14 protein-coding genes are annotated in these 20904 nt (G+C 72.8%); 3 read left to right on the top strand and 11 right to left on the bottom strand.

The annotated features are described in order from the left end of the window. Window positions 1–64 precede the first annotated feature (64 nt). From AC3IYI_RS38420 to AC3IYI_RS38410, 3 genes are all read left to right on the top strand, one after another. Window positions 65–1522 (top strand): TerD family protein, encoded by a 1458-nt coding sequence (locus AC3IYI_RS38420; protein ID WP_489408057.1) that lies wholly within the window; start codon window positions 65–67, stop codon window positions 1520–1522. Further along, window positions 1507–1911 carry a hypothetical protein gene (locus AC3IYI_RS38415; protein WP_489408056.1) on the top strand — a complete coding sequence of 135 codons (405 nt, stop codon included), beginning with the start codon at window positions 1507–1509 and terminating at the stop codon, window positions 1909–1911. The genes AC3IYI_RS38420 and AC3IYI_RS38415 overlap by 16 nt, the downstream gene beginning before the upstream one ends. Window positions 1912–1985: 74 nt before the next feature. After that, a complete protein-coding gene (locus tag AC3IYI_RS38410; RefSeq protein WP_489408055.1) occupies window positions 1986–2156 on the top strand; it encodes a hypothetical protein in 171 nt (56 codons plus the stop codon). A gap of 72 nt (window positions 2157–2228) precedes the next feature. Here AC3IYI_RS38410 and AC3IYI_RS38405 read toward each other — a convergent pair whose 3' ends face one another. The 11 genes from AC3IYI_RS38405 to AC3IYI_RS38355 form a co-directional block, all read right to left on the bottom strand. Further along, window positions 2229–2654 carry a hypothetical protein gene (locus AC3IYI_RS38405; RefSeq protein WP_489408054.1) on the bottom strand — a complete coding sequence of 142 codons (426 nt, stop codon included), beginning with the start codon at window positions 2652–2654 and terminating at the stop codon, window positions 2229–2231. Then, window positions 2651–2974, bottom strand: coding sequence for a hypothetical protein (locus AC3IYI_RS38400; RefSeq protein WP_489408053.1), 324 nt, complete (start codon window positions 2972–2974; stop codon window positions 2651–2653). Before AC3IYI_RS38400 ends, AC3IYI_RS38405 begins: the two co-directional genes overlap by 4 nt. Further along, window positions 2971–3957 carry a GTPase family protein gene (locus AC3IYI_RS38395; RefSeq protein WP_489408052.1) on the bottom strand — a complete coding sequence of 329 codons (987 nt, stop codon included), beginning with the start codon at window positions 3955–3957 and terminating at the stop codon, window positions 2971–2973. The genes AC3IYI_RS38400 and AC3IYI_RS38395 overlap by 4 nt, the downstream gene beginning before the upstream one ends. Window positions 3958–4107: 150 nt before the next feature. Further along, the gene (locus tag AC3IYI_RS38390; protein WP_489408051.1) at window positions 4108–6366 is read right to left on the bottom strand and encodes a sensor histidine kinase; all 2259 of its coding nucleotides are present in this window, start codon (window positions 6364–6366) and stop codon (window positions 4108–4110) included. Then, complete coding sequence (locus tag AC3IYI_RS38385; RefSeq protein WP_489408050.1) at window positions 6363–7061, bottom strand: response regulator transcription factor; 699 nt, start codon at window positions 7059–7061, stop codon at window positions 6363–6365. The genes AC3IYI_RS38390 and AC3IYI_RS38385 overlap by 4 nt, the downstream gene beginning before the upstream one ends. A gap of 173 nt (window positions 7062–7234) precedes the next feature. Next, window positions 7235–9511, bottom strand: a complete 2277-nt coding sequence (locus tag AC3IYI_RS38380) for a TIR domain-containing protein (RefSeq protein ID WP_489408049.1) — start codon at window positions 9509–9511, stop codon at window positions 7235–7237. A 65-nt stretch (window positions 9512–9576) separates the two neighbouring features. After that, entirely contained in the window at window positions 9577–10689 is a 1113-nt protein-coding gene (locus AC3IYI_RS38375) for a toll/interleukin-1 receptor domain-containing protein (protein WP_489408048.1), read from the bottom strand. Further along, a complete protein-coding gene (locus AC3IYI_RS38370) occupies window positions 10686–12692 on the bottom strand; it encodes a GTPase (RefSeq protein ID WP_489408047.1) in 2007 nt (668 codons plus the stop codon). The genes AC3IYI_RS38375 and AC3IYI_RS38370 overlap by 4 nt, the downstream gene beginning before the upstream one ends. Beyond that, window positions 12692–16723, bottom strand: a complete 4032-nt coding sequence (locus tag AC3IYI_RS38365) for a GTPase (protein WP_489408046.1) — start codon at window positions 16721–16723, stop codon at window positions 12692–12694. Before AC3IYI_RS38365 ends, AC3IYI_RS38370 begins: the two co-directional genes overlap by 1 nt. Window positions 16724–16993: 270 nt before the next feature. Next, on the bottom strand, window positions 16994–19252 hold the full coding sequence (locus tag AC3IYI_RS38360) for a cache domain-containing protein (protein WP_489411818.1): 2259 nt from the start codon (window positions 19250–19252) through the stop codon (window positions 16994–16996). Window positions 19253–19476: 224 nt separating this feature from the next. Then, entirely contained in the window at window positions 19477–20841 is a 1365-nt protein-coding gene (locus AC3IYI_RS38355; protein ID WP_489408045.1) for a CapA family protein, read from the bottom strand. Between the last annotated feature and the right edge of the window lie 63 nt (window positions 20842–20904).

The following is a 20904-nucleotide window of genomic DNA, read 5'->3' as shown; positions in this document are numbered from 1 at the left end:
GCGCCTTGCCGCACGGACCTCGAGGGCCGAAGATCATCGAATGATCGATTCAGGGGGAGGGGCCATGATCAAGGGGGGCAATGCCTTCGTTCCGACCGTGCCGCTGCGGTTCGCCGTGCGGAACGGGCTGGACGTGGCGGCTCTGTTGCTGACGGAGCAGGGCCGGGTCCGGGGGGACACGGACATCGTGTTCCACGGTGCGCCGGTCCATCCGTCGGGCGCCGTGCGGCTGCTCGGGGACGAGAACGGGACGGCGTGGCTGGAGGCCGCGCTCACCTCGATCGAGGCGGAAATCGTCCGCGTCGTCGTCGTCGGGTCGACGGAGAGCGGCACGATGCGGGACGTGCCGGGGCTGTCCGTGGACGCGTTCGCGCCGGACGGCACGTCGGTCGCGCGGTACGACGTGACCGACGCCGGCGGTGAGACGGCGATGGTGCTCGCGGAGCTGTACCGGCGGTCCGGGGGCTGGAAGTTCCGTGCGGTGGGCCAGGGCTACCTGAACGGCCTCGCGGGGTTGGTGGCGGACCACGGCGTGAACGTGGCGGACGCGCCGGCGGCGGCGGCTGCTGCGCCGGCGCCGATGGCGCCCATGGCCCCGACGGGGCCGGTCGGGACCCCGGTGCCGTTCCAGGTTCCGGCTCCGGCTCCGTTCCAGAGTCCTGCATATGCTCCTGCTCAGGTGCCGTCCCAGGCTCCCGTTCAGGTACCGATGCCCGCTCCGGCTACGTACCAGGTTCCTGCTCCTGCTCCGTACCAGGCGCCCGCTCCCGCTCCGTACCAGGTCCCGGCGCCGGTCCCGATGGCCACGGTCGCGGCGGTTCCGCAGACCGCGCCGGAGATGCCCGCGACGCACTGGTTGTTCGGTGGCGCCTTCGAGCCGTACACGAAGAGCGGGCGGGACAACGACGTGATCACGGTGAACGGGCTGCCGCCCGGGCCGGTCGTCGTCGAACTCGCGATCCGGGGCGACGGATACACGGGCCTGTGGCCCCTCACCCGGTTCAACAAGGAGGGCGACAACCTCATCAGCAGCTGTGAGAAGAACTTCCGGGGCCGGGTGCTCACCCAGGTTCCCGGGAACGGGCGGCTGCGGCTCAAGCTGGAGGCGGAAGGCACCTGGCAGCTCCGCGTGCTGCCGATGGCCGCGGCGACGCACCTGACCGAGGAGGAGCTGGAGGGCGGCGGCCCCGACGTCCTGCTGCACACGGGCGGAACGGCCGACCTCGTCCTGCGCTACCGAGGCAGCGACAACCTCATCGTCTACCTCTATGAACTGGCGGGGCACGACGACCCCGCCGAGCTTCCGGAGGGGGAGAACGTCGTCAACGAGATCGGCAAGCGGCGGGAGACCGTGCCCCTGCCCGAGGGTCCGGTCATCGTGCAGCTGGAGATGGCGGACGGGCCGTGGCGCGCCCAGTTGACAGAGCTGGAGCCCCACAGCGACCCGTCGAGCGCCGGTGGCGTGGCGAAGGTGACCGACATGAGCCGGCCGCAGGGCCGGTCCTGGTGGGGCAGGTCATAAGCTACTACGTTGACCACTCGGACATCCGCGAGGGCAAAATCGCACAGGTCAAGAACGGGATGCGCGACCTGGCCGCGTTCGTCGAGGCGCGCGAGCCGCAGCTGATCGCCTACCACTTCTACATCGATGACTCCGAGTCCACGATGACCGTGGTGGCCGTCCATCCTGATTCGGCGTCGATGGAGTTCCACATGGAGCTCGGCGGACCGAAGTTCCGCGAATTCGGTGCACTCATCCGCATGAGATCCATCGACGTGTACGGCCGGCCGAGCCCGGTGGTCGTAAACCAGCTCCGCCAGAAGGCCGAGATGCTCGGCGGAGGCACCGTCACCCTCCACACCCTGCAGGAGGGCTTCAGTCGCCTGCATCCGCCCCGGAACACCAGCTGAGGGTCAATTGCGAAAGTGGATCTTGTTCGTTCATGATCACGTCTCGTGGGACATGGAGATCTGACGAACGGCCAGTGCGCCAGGATCCTCACGGCGCAGTCCACCCGCAGTTCCGGGTCACCGATCGGGGCGTCCAGCAGGGCGCAGTGGTACGGGCGCCGGAAATCGTCATGCTCGTCCCGCCGGACTCCGTGGCCCGCACCGAGGTCGACTTCCCGGCCGTCGACCTGCCGGTCGCGGCCTGAGCCGTCCTTCCGGACCGGGCGGGCTTTTGCCGGCCCGGTCCGGAAGCGCCGGTCCCCCACTGGGGCCGGGGCTCAGAACAGGGTCCGCACCAGGCTGCCGACGACGCGTCCCGCCGCCGCTCCGAGCGTGCCCGCGAGCGCTTCGGTGAGGTGTCCGAGCCACGAGCGGAAGGACGCCTCGCCCGCCCGGCGGATCTCGGCGAGGTCGCGGCCCTGCTGGACCAGGATCTCCACCAGCAGGGAGGCCACCCGGATGATCTCCCGCAGGGCGGCCTCCACCTCGGCCGCCTCGAAGCGACGTCCGCAACCGCAGTGGAACCGCGTCTCCCACACGCTCCAGGTCCCCCGGCAAGCCGCGCACCGCACCCGCGCGGCGTTCGGGTCGACGTCCAGCGTCCCGCCGACCCGGTCCCCGGCCGGGCAGTCCCGGTGCCTGCTCGCACTCCACGCGCGGGAGCAGGCCGGACAAGCGGGGAACGGGAACTCCACCCACGTCATGCGCGTGCCCTTCGCGGCCGGTCGCCGGGCGGCGGCACCTTGCGCGACCTGCGGTAACCGTCGTGGTAGGCGTCGGCGAAGGTGTGGCTCGCGCGCCGCGCGATCGAGCCGACGTCGGCGAAGAACGCGTGGACCGTTGACAGGGCGAGACCCAGGGCCGCCGAGAGGCGCTGGGCCAGGCTGTCGACCCACAGGCGGAAGGAGACGTCCGAGAGCCGGACGATCTCGCTCATGTTCTCCTCGTTCTCGCTCATCGCGGCCCACACGCGTTCGAGCAGTTCGTCGACGTCCACCTCGGCGCCCGCGGGTTCCGTGTTCATCGGCCGCTCTCCTGCTCCACGCGCCGCGTGAATTCCAGGAACAGGGCCCGGTCCTGGCACAGTTCGCGCCACTTCGCCTCCGGCAGCGCCGCGAACGCCTCGGAGAGGCGGGCGCCGGTGGCGGGGGCGGCCTGCACGGCCTGCGCGGCCTCGACGGCGGCCTGGGGCCGGACTTCGGCGAGCATGCGGGCCGAGGCGGCCTTCAACAGCTTCCGGTCCACCTTGGACGTGAAGTCCGCGAGGTCCATCCGCCGCTCCAGCACCCAGCGCCGCTGCTGCGGGACCGCTTGCATCATCTCCTTGAAGAGCGCCGTCAAGTTGTAGTGCTGGCGCGCCGAGTACGTCACCGCCCCGCCCTGCCAGGCGGGCAGGACCCGGACGATCTTCTCGGTGAAGTCGGCGGCCCGTTCCCGCAGGGCCTCCAACTGGCGTGCGGACGGCAGGTTGGCGCTGCGGTTCCAGTCGTGCGGATCGATCTCGTCGGCCTTGTTCAGGGCGAGCACGAGGCGCTCGGACAGGTCCGGGGCGCTCTGGCCGAGGAGGTCCAGGAGCGCTTGCTGGACGAGGTGGACGCTGCGGTCCTCGGCCGCGTGCACCCAGACGATCGCGTCGGCCGTCGGCAGGACCCGCAGGTAGAGGTCCAGGTAGCGAGGGTAGTTGGCCAGATCGTCGCCGATGCCCGGCATGTCGACCACCTCCAGCACGCCGCGCCGCCCGCTGACCTCCTCCACCTGGACGGCGTAGGCGTGGTCGGTGGTCGCCTGGGTGTGTCCGACCGGCTGGCCCGCGTTGAAGAGGGCGTTGACGGTGGTCGACTTGCCGACGCCGGATTCCCCGATGAGGACCAGCCGGGGCGGGCGCTCCGCGTCGAGGGCCGCGTCGTACCCCCGTATCAGCGCCTCCTGTTCGGCCGGGGTGAGGGCGTCGGACCGACCCGACGCCGCTTTCAGTTCCTTGCGGAACGTGTGGACGAGCCTCTTCACGGTGTCTCCCTGGTGAGGTGCGCCGGGGAACGGGCTCCGGGGCTGCTCCCCGGCCTCTCGGCGCTCCTCGATGGTCCCGGCCCGGACCCCCTCGTGGCTGTCCCCATCGATGGGGACAGCGCCCCGACAACGCCCCGCCCCGGCTCCGGTTCAGGCCGTGCGGACGCGGGCCTCGACCCAGGTGGACTCCGCGGCGTCCTCCACGACCGCGCTGATGCCGGCGACCGCCTCGCGCAGGGCGCCGGCCCGCCGCCGGTCCCCGGGCAGTACCACCAAGGCGGCGTCGACGGTGTCCGCCGAGGCCGTCACACTGAGGATCAGCTCCCGCGGGGTGGGCCCGGTCCCCAGGGCGGTGGTCAGCAACAGGCGCAGCAGGGCGGGCGGGTGCGGGTCGTCCGCGTCCGACTGGATCGTGACGACGCAGCCCGCGGTGCGCGCCGCGCTCAACAGGTCGCGGGCCGGGCGGTCGAGGACCCCCGGGATGTGGATCTCGTCCCGGACGGCGTAGCCGAGCAGACGGGCCGTGTCGCGGACCTCGGGGTCCCGCGGCGAGCGCAGTCCGGTGGCGGTGGCGTCGAGGAAGGGCAGGATCTCCTCTCCCAGGTCGGCGAGGCGTCGGCGGTGCAGGGTCGCGCGGGCGTCGCGGACGGCCTCGCCCGCGAGGGCCGCGGCGCGGTCCGCGTTGGCACGCGTGGTCACCCCGCCGAGGCGGGCGACCGTACGGCCGATCGCCAGGCCCATGAACACGCCGAGGGCCGGGGCCGACAGGGCGGGGAGGGTCAGGGCGACCGTCCCGCCGAAGGTGGGGGCGATCGGCGGGCCGCCCAGCACGAGGAGACATACGCCCGCCTGTTCCAGGGCCATGGCCGCCAACGCCTCCCTTGCGGGCCGCACGATCACGAGCAGCGTCAGCAGCGGCGTCACGGCGCCTATCGGCCAGGAGGTGTAGTCGGCGAGGCCGGCCAGAGGCAGCACGAGGAAGCTCCCGAGCGCTCCCGCGACGGCGAACGCGCAGGCCGCCCAGGCGGCGCCAGCGCCTATCCCGCTCCGTGCCCTCAGCAGCAGGGCCACGGTGATCGCGGCGAGGACCGCGTACCAGGCCGTCAGCCAGAGCGCACCGGGGACGTGCCGGGTGTGGATCACCGCGATGACGCCCATGACCAGGAGGAAGGGCAGGCAGACGGCGGCCAGCGGGCGCCGGACGTCGCCGATGGCGGCGTTCATCCGCTCCACCTTCTCGGGGACCGGCCGGGCCGGCTTCGCCGTCCGGGCCCGCTGCCGTTCCACCCCGGCGGGTGCCGGCCACTCCAGGCGTACGGCCGTTCCGCGTCCCGGTGTGCTGTGGACCTCCGCGCGTCCGCCCACGGCCTCCATGCGCCGCATCATCGAGCGGCGCACGCCTACGGACGACCCCCTCAGCTCCTCCCTGACGAAGCCGGTGCCGTCGTCGGTGACGCACAGGACGAAGCCCGTGCCGCGCTCCCGGACCGTCAGGTCCACCCGTACGGTCCGGGCACGGGCGTGGTCGGCCACGTTGCGCAGGGCCTCCCGGGCGGCGCCGATCGTGGCCGTCGCCACCTCGTACGGGACGGCGGCGACGCCGTCGGCCACGATGCTCGCCCCGATCCCCTGCGGCGGCGTGAGGGAGCGGATCAGGGCGGCCACATCGGTGCGGCCCCCCTCGCCGGGCGTGGTCCGGGCGCCGGCGATGGCCGCCACGGCGCCGCGCGCCGCCTCCCGGACACGGTCGACCGCGATCCCCGGTTGGCCGATGGCGCGCAGGGCGGCGCTGACCTCGTCGTGCAGCATCCCCTGGAAGTCCCGGTGGGCCTCGCGCCGGGCGGCGGCCCGTGCGGCATCGGCACGGGCCGCGGCGGCCCGGCGCTCGGCGCGGTCGGCGCCGTGGCCGGCGGCGCGCATGAGCGGGGCGAGGACCGTACCGGCCACCGCTGTCGCCAGTGGCGGCCAGATGCCCTCCGCGGCTGCGGCCGGACCGTCGGCGGGCCAGCTGGTGCCGAGTTGGGCGGCGAGGGCGACGAGGCAGGCGAAGCGCCCCGCGGTCCGGGGCAGGAACCCGGTGGCCAGGAGCACGGCGGGCACGGTCAGCATGCAGCGCTGCCCGATCACGACGTACGGCGATCCGCCGGCGAGGACGATGACGGGGTGCGCGACGACGGCGACGGCGAGGGCCGCCAGGGCGTCGGCCCCGTTCAACCGGACCCGTACGCCCCGGACCACGAGGTGCAGGCTCAGGGCGACGAAGGTGACCGCCACCGCCGTCACGCCGGGCGGCGGCCGGTCGCCCGAGAGCGGGACCGTCGCCCAGTTGAGGGCGAACAGGGCCGAGACGGCGGCCACGGACCGGGAGAGCCCGGCTTCGACGCCGTCCCGGTAGGAGGTCCCGGTCATCGCCCCGGGGTGTCGGGCCGCTCCGGGCCGATGTCGATGTGACCGTCGGCGACGGCCCGCCAGACGATCTCGGTGTTCGTCCCCAGGAGACCGTCGCCGGCGTCCGTGTAGGCCTCGATGGCCCGCTTGCGGTGCGTGCGGACGGTGTCCTCGGTGATGTGGAGGAGCTTGGCAATCTGTCCGTGGGGCAGGCCCCGCGCTATCAGCTCCAGCACCCGGTGCTGTTGCCGGGAGAGCCGGATGCCTCCGCGCGGGTCGGTGACGATCTGGTGGGCGAGCCGGCTGGACACGTACGCCTCGCCGGCGTGTGCGGCGCGGACGGCCTCGGCGAGTCTGGTCTGCGGATCCTCCTTGAGGACCAGCCCCAGGGCGCCCGCGTCGAGCGCCCTGCGGATCAGGGCGGGCCGTTGCTCGGTGGTGTAGGCGAGCACGCGGGCGCCGGTGGCCCGGATCCGTCGCACGTTCTCGCCGATATCGCTGTCGTCGCGCAGCCGCAGGTCGAGCAGGACGACGGAAGCGGTCGCTCCGTCCTCCTGGGCGAGGAGGGAGTCCACGTCCTCCGCGATCGCCACCAGGGCGATGTCGGGCGTGGTGTCGGCCAACGACGCGCGCAGGCCGACCAGGACGATGGGATGGTCGTCGACCGCGGCCACCCTGATGGGGGCGGCCGCGTCCTGCGCGTGCAATGGATCCACGGTTCCCCCCAGGGCGCGGCTCGTGCCGGAATCGTATGCTCCGTCGGCCCGGCCCGTGGGGTGTTCGCCCGTTCCGCCTCGAGCCCCCGGGACAGTGCCGCCTCCACGACGCCCTCGGAGCGACCGCGACCGTGGTCGGCCTGCACTCGTACGCCACGGCGTGGGGCGGCCGGTCAGGCCAGTGCGGCCAGGAGCTTGGCTGCCGTCCCGCTCCACGAGTAGGCCTCCTGGAGGATCGCCCGAAGCTCCGCGGCGCGCCGGAATGCCTCCGGTCGGTCGCTCAGCATGGCCTCCATGGCCTCGCTCCATCGGGCGGCGTCCTCGCCGTCGTCACGGGTGCGCACGACGAAGTCGGCGGCACGCCGCACGCCCAGGACCTCCGTCAGCAGCGCGGCGACTCCGCTCGTACTGCTCACCAGGGTGGGAGTACCGGCGGCGATGGCCTCGGCGGCGGACAGGCCGAACGCCTCCGCCCGTGAGGGCAGCACCAGGAGACTCGCCCGGCTCAGGTCCTTGGCTCGCTCTCGGGCGTCCGCACTGAACGGCCTGATCACGAGGTGCCGGCCCGGGGAGTCGTCCGGGCCCAGCCGTTCCCTGAGCCGGTCCGCCGCGTCCCCGTCCGCGGAAGCCCCTCTGACGATGAGCCGGGTGTCCGCGAGACCCTCGCACCGCTCCACCAGCAGCCACAGCGCCTCCGAAGCCGTGTCCAGCCCCTTGACCTTGACGTCCTCGGTCCGTCCGAGGACCAGCACGCGGGGGCTTCCCTTCGGCGGAAGACGCGGTTCGGACGCGGTGGGCGCCGGGGAGTGGAGTACCGACTCGGGCCCGTCGAATCCCGGTACCAGCTCTTCCAGGGGCCGGTCGGAGAAGTCCGCCGCGTACCTGTTCCACAGCACCCGGCCCACGGCGAAAGGATGGTCGGCGCTGCCGCCGAGGTCCACCTCCACGCCGTTTCGCTCGGTGGCGACCAGGGCCGCCTGCCCCGCGCGGTGGTCCTTGAGCCATTCGAGATCGTCCGGATCCATGTGCAGGATGTGTACGCGGGCCGCGCCCGGGTAGTGGTCGTCGGCCAGGATCTGCGCCGCTCTCCCGGTGATCCGGCCGTGACCGATGATCACGTCCGGCCGTAGCGGAAGCAGTTGTTCGGACGGCTTGCGGAACAGCGCCCACTCCCCCGCCCATGCGGGCCCCCGCCCGTGCCCCGCCTCCAGCAAGGTCACCTTCGACCTCCGGGCATCTTCGCGTTCTTCTGCGTCGGCTGTGGGGACCAGGCAGTACACCGTGGCGCCGGCGGCCGCGAGGCCGCGGCAGAGGCGGCGGTTGAAGGTGCTCAGACCGCCGCGCCGGGAGGACCATTCGGTCGCCACGGCCAGGATCCGCTTGGGCGTGGGCGGTTCGGGAATCGATGGGGGCTGGTCGCGGCGTCGGGAGTAGACCTCCGTCCATGCGGCATCGGCCGACAGGATCAGGGTATGGCCCGACCGGGGCGGTAGCAGGCCGTCGAGCGCCGCGGGCGCCGCCGCCTCTGCCAGGACGAGGAGCCAGCGGTCACGTCGACCCAGATGGGCGAGGAGATCCGCCGCCCGGTCGCCGCTCTCACCGCTCTCACCGCTCTCGCCGCAGGGAACGCTGAGGTAGTCGGCGAGTTCGGCGTACGCGGTGTGCAGCGAGGTCCGATCGGTCGCCTGCACCCGCCACACCAGGTTGTATTGCGAGCGGAAGCGCCGGGTGTACTCGAGGGCCACTTCCTCGGCGCCGATGCCGTCGGCCCCCGGCACGGCGTCGACCGGGGCGCCGCCCCGGATGAGCAGTTTCTCGCGCAGCATCTGGAGCAGGGATTCCCGTCCGAAGTCCGCGTTCACGACCGGAGCGAGGTTGGACAGCGCGGGGGACGCCTCGGCCGGGTGGCGCGGCGGCACTCCCGCAGAGGCCCCGGCCTCGATGGGCTCCGTGTCCTCCTTCTGCGGGCCGTCGCCGGATTCTTCCGGTTCGTTCCTTTCTGGTTTCCGGCGGTTCGGTCCGTGGTGCGGCTGTGTCGACGCGTTGTTCTGAGGGAGGCCCTGGTGGGCGGCGCTGTCGATCGCGGCCAGGAGGGACCGGACGGCCTCGCGTTCCCCTTCGGCGTACAGCGGGAGCATCTGCCGTGCCGCCAGGGCCGGCGGCAGCAGGTGGTTCGCCACCGGCTCCACGAGCACCGGCACCAGCCGGGCGACGTCTGCGACCGCGGAGGACCATTCCTCCGCGGTCCATGCGCTCTCCAGGTACGAGGGGGACACCAGTTGCACCACCACGGTGTCCGAGCCCGCGCCGGCGTCCAGGCGGTCGGTGACGAGCTTGGTGGACCAGTCCCATGGGTCGGACAGCACGCGGTGTCCGGCGCGCCGGAGCTCCCAGGCAATCCACTCGGCCCAACTCTGGTCCTGTCCCACATGGTTGACGACTACGTGCATCGTGCCCCGCTCCTCCCCCGGCCTGCGATCACCCTACTGCGCAGGCCCGCGGCCGGACCGGTGGTTCACGTCGGCCACGCTCGCAGTGCCGGGTCCACCCCTGTCAGCAGCAGTCCTCCGCGGGGCCGGAGCAGCGTGACGCGCCGGTCCGCGGCGAGCTCCTCCAGCTGCTGGCGCACCACCAGCAGCGGGGCGTCGGCCGCCGCGGCCAGGTCGGTGTCACGAAGGGAGGGGTCCTGCGGCCGGTGGCCGGCCAGGTGCGCGATCACCCGGCGCCGTGCGGCGTCCAGGTCCGGTACGACCGAGGGGGCCGCCCGGTGATAGCCCTGGGGAGTCAGCTCACACCAGAGGATCCGGCCGCGGCGGCGGGTCACGGAGGCCAGGCCCGCCGCTTCCAGCGCGCCCAGGGCTCGCTCGCATTCACCGTGCCGCGGTGGAAACCCGGTCCCCGTAGCAGCCTCCTCCGACCAGGGCAGCGGGCCCAGTTCGTCGACCTCCAGGGCTTGGCGGAGCAGCAGGCGCAACAGGGTGAGGTGGTCCTCCGACAGGCCGGGGAAGGGGGGCGGCGTCGGGGTCTCGTCCTGAACCGGCGGCGTACGGACCGCCGCCCCGGGCCCTTCGGCGCCGTGAAGCCAGGACGGTGTGAGGACCGGGGGCCGGTCATCGATCCCGTAGAGCGTCCGGGCGATCTCCACAGCCGCCCGCAGGACGTCCTGTTCCGAGCGCCCGGTCCTGAGGGGGCGCAGGTGGGCGAGTGGCGCCGGCGCGGGAGCGCCGTCCAGCAGCACGGGTACGAGACGGCATCCGTTCTCGATGCGGCGCACCGTCATGCTGTCCAACTGATCGGCCAGCGAGGGGTCGTGGGCCCAGTGCGGTGAGTGGACGAGGACGAACGCGTCGGCGCCGGCTATCCCTTCGACGTAAAGCTTCCGGCCCAGGCTGTCGCCGTACCGGACCTCCCAGAAATCCGCCCAGGTCACGACTCCGTTCGCTGCGAGTCCTCGCCCCAGGCCCTCGGCGAAGGCGCGGTCCGCCGTGGCATGACAGAGGAAGACCCGGGGCGGTGCGGGCGGGTCCGCCGGATCGGAACCGGGTTCGCCCGTGCGATCGGCGCGCGAAGAGGCAGAAGGGGCGGAAGGCGCGGAAGCCGTGGTACGCCGCCGGTCGTCCGGGGTCATCGGGGCGCCCGGGCGAGAAGGTCCTCCAGTTGGCCGGTGGCCCCGGCCAGTTGGGCGTGCCGGGCGCGAACCGGTGCGAGGAGGACATCGGGCGTCTGCTGCGCCTTTACGGTCTGGGCGAGCCCGTCGGCCTCGAGCAGCCAGTCGCTCTCGGCGACGGCGGCGAGCTCGTCTGCGAGCGTCCCGATCCGTCGGCGCAGCGCCGCCTGTTCGCTGGACCGGACCTGGTCCTGCTTCTCGTTGTGGTGGACGCGCCACAACTGGTAGAGGGTCGTGAGGCTCTGCGTCACGGGTCCCGCCAAGGAGGCCGCGAAGTGGTCGTGCCCGCCGGTGGGGGGCGCCGGTGGATCGCTCCCCGCGGGCGCTCCCGCCGATGAGGTGTCGGGCCCGCCCGGGGAGCCCTCGTCGAGCGTGCGCACGCTGCCGGAATCGGAGGCCGGGGTCTGGTCGTTCCACTCCGGTTGTCCCGGCTCCGCCGGGTTCGGCGTGGGGCCGGGGCGGCCGTCCGCAGCGTCCTGTCCGTCGGACACGGCGGACTGGTCGGACCGGGTGGTCGCCCCCTCCCCCCGGTGTGCGTCGAGGAAGGCCGTCACCTGCTGGTGCGCCGTGCGCAGCGCGTCGTCGTGGGCCCGTTCGATCGTGCGGGCGGTCAGCTGCTGGATGGCCGAGTTGATCGACGCGAGGTTCAACCAGACGGCCTGGTCGCCCCGACCGGCGCTGCCCCCCGCGGCCGGGGCGGGGCCGTCCTTCGTACGGGCGAGGATCTCGGCGACGTCGTCGGCGTAGGCCAGGAAGGCCTGGCTCCCCGGCTGGGAGCGCGCGGTCTCGTGGGCCTGCTCGACCCGCTGGCCGAGGCGGCGGAGCGCCGTCGTCCATCTACCGTCCCACGCGCGTGCGATCTGCGCGATCCGCTCGAGAGCGGTGGTGCTCAGCGTCTCGTCGGTCACGTCGGTGGGGAGGACTTCGGCCAGGGTGCGCAGCCGTTCGCCCATCAGTGCGCGCAGTTCCGCGACGGCGTCGCCCCGGAGTGCCTCCAACTCGCTCTCCAGCAGGACGTAGTCCTGCCTGCGGAGTTCGCCGCCTTCGATCACCGCGCCGAGTTCGTCGAGCCCGCGCCGCGTCTCGTCGATCGCGTGGCGGGAGCAGGCGCTCCAGTAGCGGACTCCGGCGGCCGCGCGCAGTTCCGGCGTGCGGACCGCGAGCCCCGCGAGGTCGTCGCAGAGCCCGGCGATGCCGTCCCAGTCGCGCGAGGTCGCGTAGTGGGCCTTTCTGAGCTGATCCGTTCGCAGGTCGGAAGTCATGCCGCCGGGGTCCGCGGTGATGAAGTGGATGGGAGGCAGGGGCTCGGGGCTGCGGACGGCGCGGAGCTTGTCCCGTACGGACACGCGGAGCGTCGCGGCCAGTTCGCCGAAGCCGGGGGTTCCGGGGATACGGCCGCGGTCATCGCTCTTCGTCAGGGCCAGCAGCAGGGCTCCGGGAGGGAAGGGGTGCGGCCGGGCGGGGTCCACGAACCTGCCACTGACCAGGGCGAGCAGGTCGCCCTCGGACGTTCCGCCGGGCACCTGGTCGAGCACGAGCAGAACGGCGTCGGCCGTCAGCACGGCCTGGGCGGCCCGTTCGTCGTGGCTGCTGTCTCCCGCACCGAGGCCCGGGGTGTCCACGTAGCGCAGCCGGGCCGACCACGCCTCGGCGTTCTGATAGGTCTCCTTGCGCGCGCTCACCACGGCCCAGGAGGGAACGTCCGCCCCGTCCTCGACCAGCAGGCGGCGCAGCAGGGTGGTCTTGCCCGAGTTCTGGGTGCCGAAGAGCACCACCGTGGGCTCGGTCCGCCCTGCTGCCTGCGCCCACACGGCGTCCGCGAGGTCGCCGGCGGTGTCACCGACGGCCGCCCGGTACGCCGAGCGGATCCGCGTGATCCAGTCGCCGCCGGCTTCCGCGTCGGGCCCGCGCCCGGCCTCGGTGTCGTCGTACCGGTGCCCCGGCGGTGTGTCCGGCTCGGTCATCACAAGCCCTTCCGGTGGGAGGGGTACAGGGTGGGGGTGGGGACGGAGTTGCTTCGGCGCTGTGCCGGCAGGGCGGGTATCCCGAGCCTGGCGGTGGCCCCGTCGGCCGCCGCCGCGTACACCCGCAGGCGTTCTCGTACGCCGCCGAGTTCGTCCAGCGCGGCGTTCTGACGATCGGTGTAGCGCATGGCCAGGGCGTCGAGGCGGCCGCAGATCGCCTCGACCGGGGCGAGCCCGCCGCGCACGCCCGTCGCCCACGTGTCGGCGGAGTCGCCTACGGCCGCGAGCAGTGCCTTGCGGGCCGCCTCGGCCTGCTGCTCCTCCTCGGTCACCGACATGAGCTTGGCGATGTTGCTGATGGAGTTCAAGATCTTCAGAAAGCCGCTGCCCGCTGCCAGGCCGTCCAGGATCGCCACTGCCTGGTCGTGGTCGATCAGCACGCCGAGGTGCTCACCGAAGGCGGACAGGTCGTCCGGATTCAGCTTCGCCATGCTGCCGGCGGCGACGGCGGTGTCGCGCAGCAGGGCATCGGTGTCCGTGCCGTCCGGCGTGATCGTGTCGAGGACGGCGGTGTCGGTCGTCGGCAGCCCTTCGGGAAAGGCGAGGACGAAGCGCTTCGACGTCAGCCGCCGCCGCAGGGCGGCACGGACGTCGGCGAGCCACTCCTCCGCCCGCGCGACCGCCTCGGCGCGGGTCTCGTGCCAGAGGGCGGTGAACTCCGGTTCGGCGGACCAGTGGTCGAGCCGGGCGCCACGTGTCTTTCGGGTGGGACGGTCCAGTCCGGGAGCCAGGGCCGCGTCCACGAGTCCGGCGGTGAACTCCCGAGCCGACTGCCGGGCGTCCTGCACCGCCGCGGCGACGAGGTCCCGGCCCGTGCGCGCACCGCCCGCGGCATCCTCGGCCAGCTCACCGAGCCGGGCGATGCGCTGCTCGAGCCGCGCCGCCCGCCGCCGCTCGGCGTCCGCCAGGTCCGCGAGGCGGGCAAGGCCGCCGTGCAGCACGGTGACGTCGACGGCGTTGCGCTTCAGGTCCGTGCGGAGTCCGCGGATCTGCGCGGCGAAGTCCCGGAAGCCGTCCCAGTCGCGGAAGGCGTCGTGGTCGCGCGCGGTGTCGTAGCGGAGCTCTCCGGGGGCGGCGGCCATGGAGACGATCTGATGGCCGGGGCTCCCCCGGCGAGCGGCGCCCTTGGCCGTACGGGGGCCCTTCGGGCCGCTGGAGGCGAAGCGGTCGAGGTAGAGGCGCAGGGCGGATTCCCGTCCTTCGACCATCGTCCGGAACACCCGGCCGAGGCGGGGGTCGGGGGCCAGTTGGTCGATCTTGTTGATGACGAAGACGACCCGGTCGGCCTTGGCCGCGCGGCCCTCCTCCGGGTTTCCGCACAGCAGCAGCGCCAGGTCGGCCCGGTCGCCGGTGACGAGATCCGGGCCTACGAGGTAGAACACGGTGGCCGCGTCGGCGAGTGCGGCGACCGCCGCGGCCGTATGCGGTTCGATGCCGCTCTGGAACCCCGGTGTGTCGACGAGGAGCATGCCCTCCCACTCGTAGGGTGCGGCGGTCGTGGTGACCGGGCCGGGAGCGCTGCGCAGTGCGTCGGACACCGGCAGCCCGGACTCGACCAGCAGCCGTCGGACGAAGGCGGACTTGCCGGAGTTCGTCGCCCCGGCGACGACGACACGGGGCCTGGGATCCGCGGCGAGTGCGTCCAGTTCCCCGAGGAGCGTCACGGCTTCGGGAGTCCCGTCGAGTTCCCGGTGCAGCAGTCCCAGCCACTGTCGTCCGCTGCCGGGAGCCGGGACCAGGGAGCGGGCCGAGAAGGCGGAGCGCAGCCGCATGAAGAGGCTCTCGGTGAAGCGGGGCGTGGAGCGGGAGCGGCCGCCGGCGGGTTCCTCGGAGGCGGGTTCGGCCAGGTTGTACGGGTCGCCGCACCATGAGGATCCCAGCCAGTACCGGTCCGGTGCGTCGGCGACGTCGCGTTCGCGCTCGATCCGGCCCATGGCATCGCGCAGCACTCCGGCCGGTTCGCGGGTCTGCGGCAGCCCCGCGGCCGCGTGGAGGAGGCGTTCGGAGTCCCGGGCCGCGTCGGCCGCGATCCGGCGCAGGGCCAGGGCTTCGGTGACCAGGGGAGGCGCCGCACGCAGGAGCGTGTCGTGGACGCGTTGCTCGCCCTGCGCCAGCACGTTGGCTTCGATGTCTGCGAAGTACGCGCGGACCGCGCGGCGCACCTCCTGCCGGCTCTCGATCCGGGCGGCCTCGCGCTGCCGGGCCGCCCGGCCCAGGCCGAAGCGGCTGAGCAGCCGTCCGCCCACGTACGCCAGGGAGTTGGCGACCGCCACGCCGGCCGCCACCCAGCCGACCGGGTTCCAGAAGTGGAACACGACGGCCGCGGTCAGGGCGGGGCCGAGGATGCCGCCGGCGGCACTGACACCGCCGGACCAGAATCCCATGCGGCGCATGCCGCTCCCGGCGTCGCCGGCCACCCGGACGGTGGGGGCGGCCACCGCCTTCAGGTTGGCGCGTGCCTGGGCGGCGGTCAGCGAGAGGCGGGCGAGCAGATGGGTCTCGAACTGCGCCACGACGGCGTCCACGGCGTCGGTGACCGTCTTGACGGACATCACGGTCCGGGAGAACTCCTCGTCGGATATCTCCCTGCGGTCGCGGAATCCGCTCTCCACCAGTTCCTCGGCCCGGTTCTCCGCCTCCGTGCGGAGCGGGGCGATCCGGGCGGCCAGCCGGTGTTTCAGATAGGCGCGCACCTCACCGGTGGAGGTCGCCTCGAAGCGGCTGCCGCGCAGCCGTTCCAGCTCGCGGAGCGCCGTACCGAGAGCCCTGAACTCGGTGTTCCGGCCGGCTTCGGCTCCGGCTTCGGCTCCGGCTCCGGCTTCGGCTCCGGCTCCGGCTTCCGCTGGGGCCTCCCGTGCGGCTTCCGCTGTGGCTGGGCGGGGTGCCGGTGGGCGGCCGAGGGCGGTCAGCAGTTCCTCGATGCCCTCCTCGTACTGCTCGCCGTAGGAGACGACCGGACGGGTCAGGACGCGGGTCAGTTCCCCGGCGACCTCGGTGAGCGCCCCGGTGAGCCGGCCGGTGAGGGCCCCGAGCCGCAGGTCCTGGGCCCCTTCGGTGACCGCCGCCACGAGCAGGGTCTCCAGCGCCGGTAAGTTGGACCAGGCGAGGAGCAGCTCGCGGCCGTCCCGGTACGGGAGTTCACAGCCGCCGCGCCGCACCAGCTCGTCGCTGAGGTCACGCAGGAGCGCGATGGTGTCCCGGTCGGGCCCCTGGTAGTCCTCCGCGCCCCGCGCGGCGACGGCCCGCTGGGCACTGATCGCGACCAAGGGGACTCGGGCGAGGCCGTGCACACCGAGGTGCTCACGGATGTTGGAGGCGTGTTCGGCCACCTTGACGGACAACTGGGAGCGCCGGTCCCCGGAGGGGACCTGTGCGGGGTCCCGCCAGTAGCGGTTCCGGACGTTGAGTACCGCGATGGCGGGCTTTCCGTAAGCCAGCACCCATGCGGCAACCTTGGCGAACTCGCCCTCGAGCTGGTGCAGGGTGTCGAAGCAGAGCAGGACCACGTCGGCGGCCAGGACGGCGCGGCGGGCGGCCTCCTCCAGGCCCTGGTTCGCGCCGTCGGCCCGCCAGCCGTTGGTGCCCGGGGTGTCGTACACCCGCAAGCCCTGCCACGCGGCGACGTCCACCGTCGTGGTGTAGTCGATGTCGCCGGTGGAGATCCGTAAGCCGCTGCCTGCGGTGAGTGCCTCGACGAGGGTGCTCTTGCCGCAGTTGGTGCGGCCGAAGAGGACGACGTTGAAGGTGTCCATGGATTCCAGCCGGGACACGGCCAGCTCCTGTACGGCGGCCACGGCACGCTCCCGCACCGCGCGTTCCTCGGCCAGCAGCCCTGAGGAGTCCTCTCCGGCACGCTCCGGTGGGGCGAGCTCCTTCGCCAGGTCGGACGTCAGGGTGCGCAGCAGCTTCACCATCGGGGCGCTTTCGGCCACCGCTCGCTCGGCGGCCGCGGCCAGCCCGGTCTCCCCCATGTGCCCCGTCTCCGTCGCTCCGACGCCGGCCCCGCCCCTTCGAGGGCGGCGCCCCCGGATCCTCCCCCGGCCCCGGGAGGCCCAAGCCTGCCGGGACCGGCATCACCGGCACGGTGTGGAGGAAGAGCGCAGCCGGTCAGTTCCTTCCGGCCGGGGCGGCCGGCCCCGCCCCTTCGAGGGCGGCGCCCCCGGATCCTCCCCCGGCCCCGGGAGGCCCAAGCCTGCCGGGACCGGCATCACCGGCACGGTGTGGAGGAAGAGCGCAGCCGGTCAGTTCCTTCCGGCCGGGGCGGCCCGTTCGGGCCGGTCGGTGGTGCGAGCCGCTTCCCGCTTGCGCAGCTCCTGGAGCTGCTGCCTGATGACTTCCAGGCTGCGGGTGACGGCGCCGACCTCGTCGTGGTGGCGCGGGTAGAGGACGGTACGGCGGTCGCCGTCCGCCAGGGCTTCGGCGCGCTGCGCGAGCTCGCGCAGGGCCCGGACCACGATGAGGTGGAGCCATCCGAGGCAGGCCACGGCGGCCGTCAGGCCGAGCAGGCCGGCCAGCACCGTACGGTTCTGCAGGCTGTACTCGGGGATGGCGAGCCCCTTGGCCGGCTGCCAGCTGACCACGGTCCAGTTCATCTTCTTGGCGGCGCCACCGCCTACGAACGGGGTCGCGGCGGCGATGGTCGGCGAGCCGCGGTCGCGGTAGAGGACGCCGGCCGGGCGGGGGGCCATGCCCACCTTGAGGGAGGCACCGTCGACCAGCGCGCCGAGCCGCTCGTTCCCGAGCTTCTCGAAGGCCTGATATCCGCTGTTGGAGGCGATCACCCGGTGTTCTGCGTCGACGACCCGGATCTCGCCCAGGCCGGGCCGCTTGAGCAGCGAGTTGAGGAAGTCGACGCGGAACTCGCCGACGACCGCGGCGCCCTTGCGGCCGGAGGTCGCGGCGGTGGCGACGAGGAGCGGCTCCTTGCCTCCGGTGGCCAGGGTGATCGGTTCCCGGCTGGGGCCCTTGCCGGCGGGCGCCTTCGGTTCCGAGCCGGCCCTGGCGAGTACCTTGCCGTTCGCGTCGAGGACGTACAGCGTCTGGTAGCGCAGGTGCTCTTGCAGCGTGCGCTCCAGCACGACGGTCATGTGCTGCGGGGTGGTGCGGTCGTTCATCAGTGAGGCGACCGACAGCAGGTCGGCGTGCCCTTCGTTCAGCGCGCGGCGGACCCGGTCGTTCACGGTGTCGGTGCGCTCGCGCTGGTCGTTGACGATCTGCTGGGGCACGACGACGTCTTCGCCGGCTCGGTTGAGCATCAGCCCGAGCGGCAGGCACCAGCCGATCAGCAGGACCAGGGACAGTGCGACGAGGGTGCGGACCCCGACCTTGCGCAGCTTGCCTCCGGCGGCGATGCCGTCCGGACCCGGGTCGGGCTGGTCGAGCAGTTGGCGGCGCAGGCGCTCCAGCGCCAGGCCGATCCGAGCACCCTCACCGCTGCGCGGGACCCTCACGGGCCGGTGCAGGTCACCGCGGGTCAGCCGTCGGCTCTCCAGGAAGAGCGCGAGCAGTGGCCGCTGGACGGTGGTGACGAGCAGGAGGATCACCAAGCCGCCGATGAGCAGCAGGGCGCCGGCCGCGATGAGGCCGACGACGGCGTCGGTCGCCGGCCGGGTGTCCTCGGCGACGTTGACCATGGCGACGACGGTGAGGCCGAGGCTGGTGGCAGTCGTGCCGACACCGGCCTCGGGGCCGGCGAGGGTCGCATAGCCGGCGGCGGCGCGGTCACCCGCGAACTCGCCGCCCAGCAGGCTGCCGCTCACGCCGCGGAAGCCTCCGGAGCCTGGCTCCTTGGTCGTCAGCGGATGCCTCTTGGCCTTCTTCGCTGCCGTTTTCGCGAAGGACTTGAGCTGCTTGGTGTCCCGCTTGACATCCTCGCGCTGAAGGTCGGTGAGGACCTGCTCGGGTTCGGGGATACCGTCGCTGCTGAGGATTCGGCCTTGGGAGTCCACGACCGCGATGGCCCGGAAGTCGCCGAGGCTGATACCCGGGAAGCGCAGGCTGCTGGAGGCGACCAGGAGTTGCTGCGGCTGGCCCGGCCAGGAGAGCAGGGCGAGGGTCAGCAGCCGGGTCTCGCCGTTCTCCAGGCGGATCATCCGGGGTGTGAGGCCGCCCTCCTCCGACAGCTTGGAAAGGTCGATGGCGGGGAGCGGGAGGTTCTCGCCGCGAGCGGCGAGCAGCCGGCCCGAGTTGATTTCGACGAGCGCGGTGCCGCGCCATTTCTGGTAGGCGCTTCCGATCTTGTCGAGGACGGCGTCGGGAGCAACCGGGTCACCCGCCGAGAAGAGGGTGGCGGTCCGGTTGAGGTCGGTGACGCTCTCGTCCAGCGACGCGCGCAAGCCGATCGCGCCGTCCTCCGCGAAGTACTGCTGGGAGGTCAGCACGGCTTCGGACAGTTGGTCCTTTCGGACGCTGCCCAGGCTCAGGGCGGTGAGACCGGCCAGGAGGAGCAGCAGGGCGGACAGCATGGCGATCGGCGGACGTATGCCGCCGAGCAGGGACATGTCTGCCCTTCGGCGGGCTTTGCGCCGCCGCTTCGTTTGGGAAGCGGCCACAGGGGCGCTCCTCTCCTGGGTACGGTCGTGCGGATATGGCGGTATATAGGGGCAAAGGGTCCTGGCGCGGCTGTCATGCGGGCGCGCCGAAGGCCGGCCGGGCCCAGGCCGTCCGGCCGGGCCCAGGCCGTTCGGCCAGGCAGGACCCGAAGGGACGGGCCTGGCGGGGAAGATCAGCCCGGGAGTTCCTGCAGGGGGCGCAGACCGTCCTCGGCGGCGCCTCGGTTCATGACCGTGCCCACGGTGCGTTCGAAGGCCACGCGGTAGCGGGACCGCTGCTCGGGCAGCAGGTTCCCGTCGTTGCGGAGTGCTTCGGCCACGTCGACCAGGCGGTGGTCGCGTACGGGCTTGATCTCGACCCCGGCTGCGGCGCCGTCCTGTGTGGCCTCGGGGTCCGGCGGGATGTCGGTGAAGGTCGGCACGAACCGGGCCTGCACGTCCCACTTGCCGCCCTTCTCGGCGAACTCGAACCAGCCGATGGCGCCTTCTTCGGTCAGGCCGGTGGGCACGTCATGGCGGGCGAGCTGGTTGCCGAGGCCGTACGCGATCCAGGTGCCGTCGACCTTCTCGAAGGGCTGGACCACGTGCGCGTGGTGTCCGATGACCAGGTTGATCCCGGTCTTCTCGGCGAGCTGGCGGGCGAGCTTGAGCTGGGGCTTGCTCGCGTTGGGCTGGTGCTCACGGCCCCAGTGGATCGACAGGATCACGACCTCGGCGCCCGCCTTGCGGGCGGCCGTCTCGGCGGCGGCGATCTTGTCGAAGTCGTTCAGGTTGGCCAGCCACGGCTTGTCCTTCGGCAATTCCCGGCCGTTGAACCCGAAGGCGTAGGAGAGCTGTGCCACCTTGACGCCCTTGACGTCCATGATCAGCGGCTTGTCGGCTTCGGCCTGGTTGCGGGCGGAGCCGGTGTGCTTCAGGCCCGCTTTGTCGAGGGTGTCCAGCGTGCGGTACACGCCCTCGGGGCCGTGGTCGAGGGAGTGGTTGGAGGACGTCGAGCAGGTGTCGTACCCGATGTTCTTGATCGTGGTCGCGATCTGCGGCGGAACCAGGAAGTCCGGGTAGCTCTGGAAGGGGCCGCCGGGCTTTCCGAGGACCGGTTCCATGTGGCAGATGCCGAGGTCCGCCTTGCTGATGACGGGTTTCACGCCCGCCATGATCTTGTCGAACTCGTACCCGGACCGGCCGTCGGCCTTCGCGTCCCGGGCGGCCTGATCGATCAGCTGGGGGTGGATCAGGATGTCGCCGGCCGCGGCCACGGTGAAGGAGCGCCCGCCACCGCCGGCCGTCATGGCGCCGTCCGCGTAGTCGCCCGAGCCTCCCAGGAGTCCACAGCCAGTGAGGGCGGTGGCCAGGAGACCGGTGAGCGCCGCCGTGCGAAGCGTGACCGGGGAGACGGCCTTCTTCACTCCGACCACCGGCGAGGTGGCCCCCGGGGCGTCGCCCGCTGCCACGCCGGCGGCGCGGGGCGCCGATGCACCCACGGCCCCGGATGCGGCTGCCGTGCCGACGGCCGTCATGGGACTCTTGAAGCTGTTCACCGGTCTCCCCCGTGCGTTACATCTGGTCTACTGCACGGGTTTGACTGCCGGCCGGCCCCGAGG

It is taken from the genome of Streptomyces sp. GL_148 (genome assembly GCF_057834205.1).
The sequence above is the reverse complement of the archived record's forward strand: the minus strand, read 5'-3'. Positions and strand labels throughout refer to the sequence as shown.

Coding starts and splice junctions, on each gene's coding strand:
- AC3IYI_RS38360 (WP_489411818.1), bottom strand. CDS start 19,252: ATGTCCCTGCTCGGCGGCATACGTCCGCCGATCGCCATGCTGTCCGCC.
- AC3IYI_RS38380 (WP_489408049.1), bottom strand. CDS start 9,511: ATGCACGTAGTCGTCAACCATGTGGGACAGGACCAGAGTTGGGCCGAG.
- AC3IYI_RS38375 (WP_489408048.1), bottom strand. CDS start 10,689: ATGACCCCGGACGACCGGCGGCGTACCACGGCTTCCGCGCCTTCCGCC.
- AC3IYI_RS38365 (WP_489408046.1), bottom strand. CDS start 16,723: ATGGGGGAGACCGGGCTGGCCGCGGCCGCCGAGCGAGCGGTGGCCGAA.
- AC3IYI_RS38420 (WP_489408057.1), top strand. CDS start 65: ATGATCAAGGGGGGCAATGCCTTCGTTCCGACCGTGCCGCTGCGGTTC.
- AC3IYI_RS38405 (WP_489408054.1), bottom strand. CDS start 2,654: ATGACGTGGGTGGAGTTCCCGTTCCCCGCTTGTCCGGCCTGCTCCCGC.
- AC3IYI_RS38370 (WP_489408047.1), bottom strand. CDS start 12,692: ATGACCGAGCCGGACACACCGCCGGGGCACCGGTACGACGACACCGAG.
- AC3IYI_RS38390 (WP_489408051.1), bottom strand. CDS start 6,366: ATGACCGGGACCTCCTACCGGGACGGCGTCGAAGCCGGGCTCTCCCGG.
- AC3IYI_RS38400 (WP_489408053.1), bottom strand. CDS start 2,974: ATGAACACGGAACCCGCGGGCGCCGAGGTGGACGTCGACGAACTGCTC.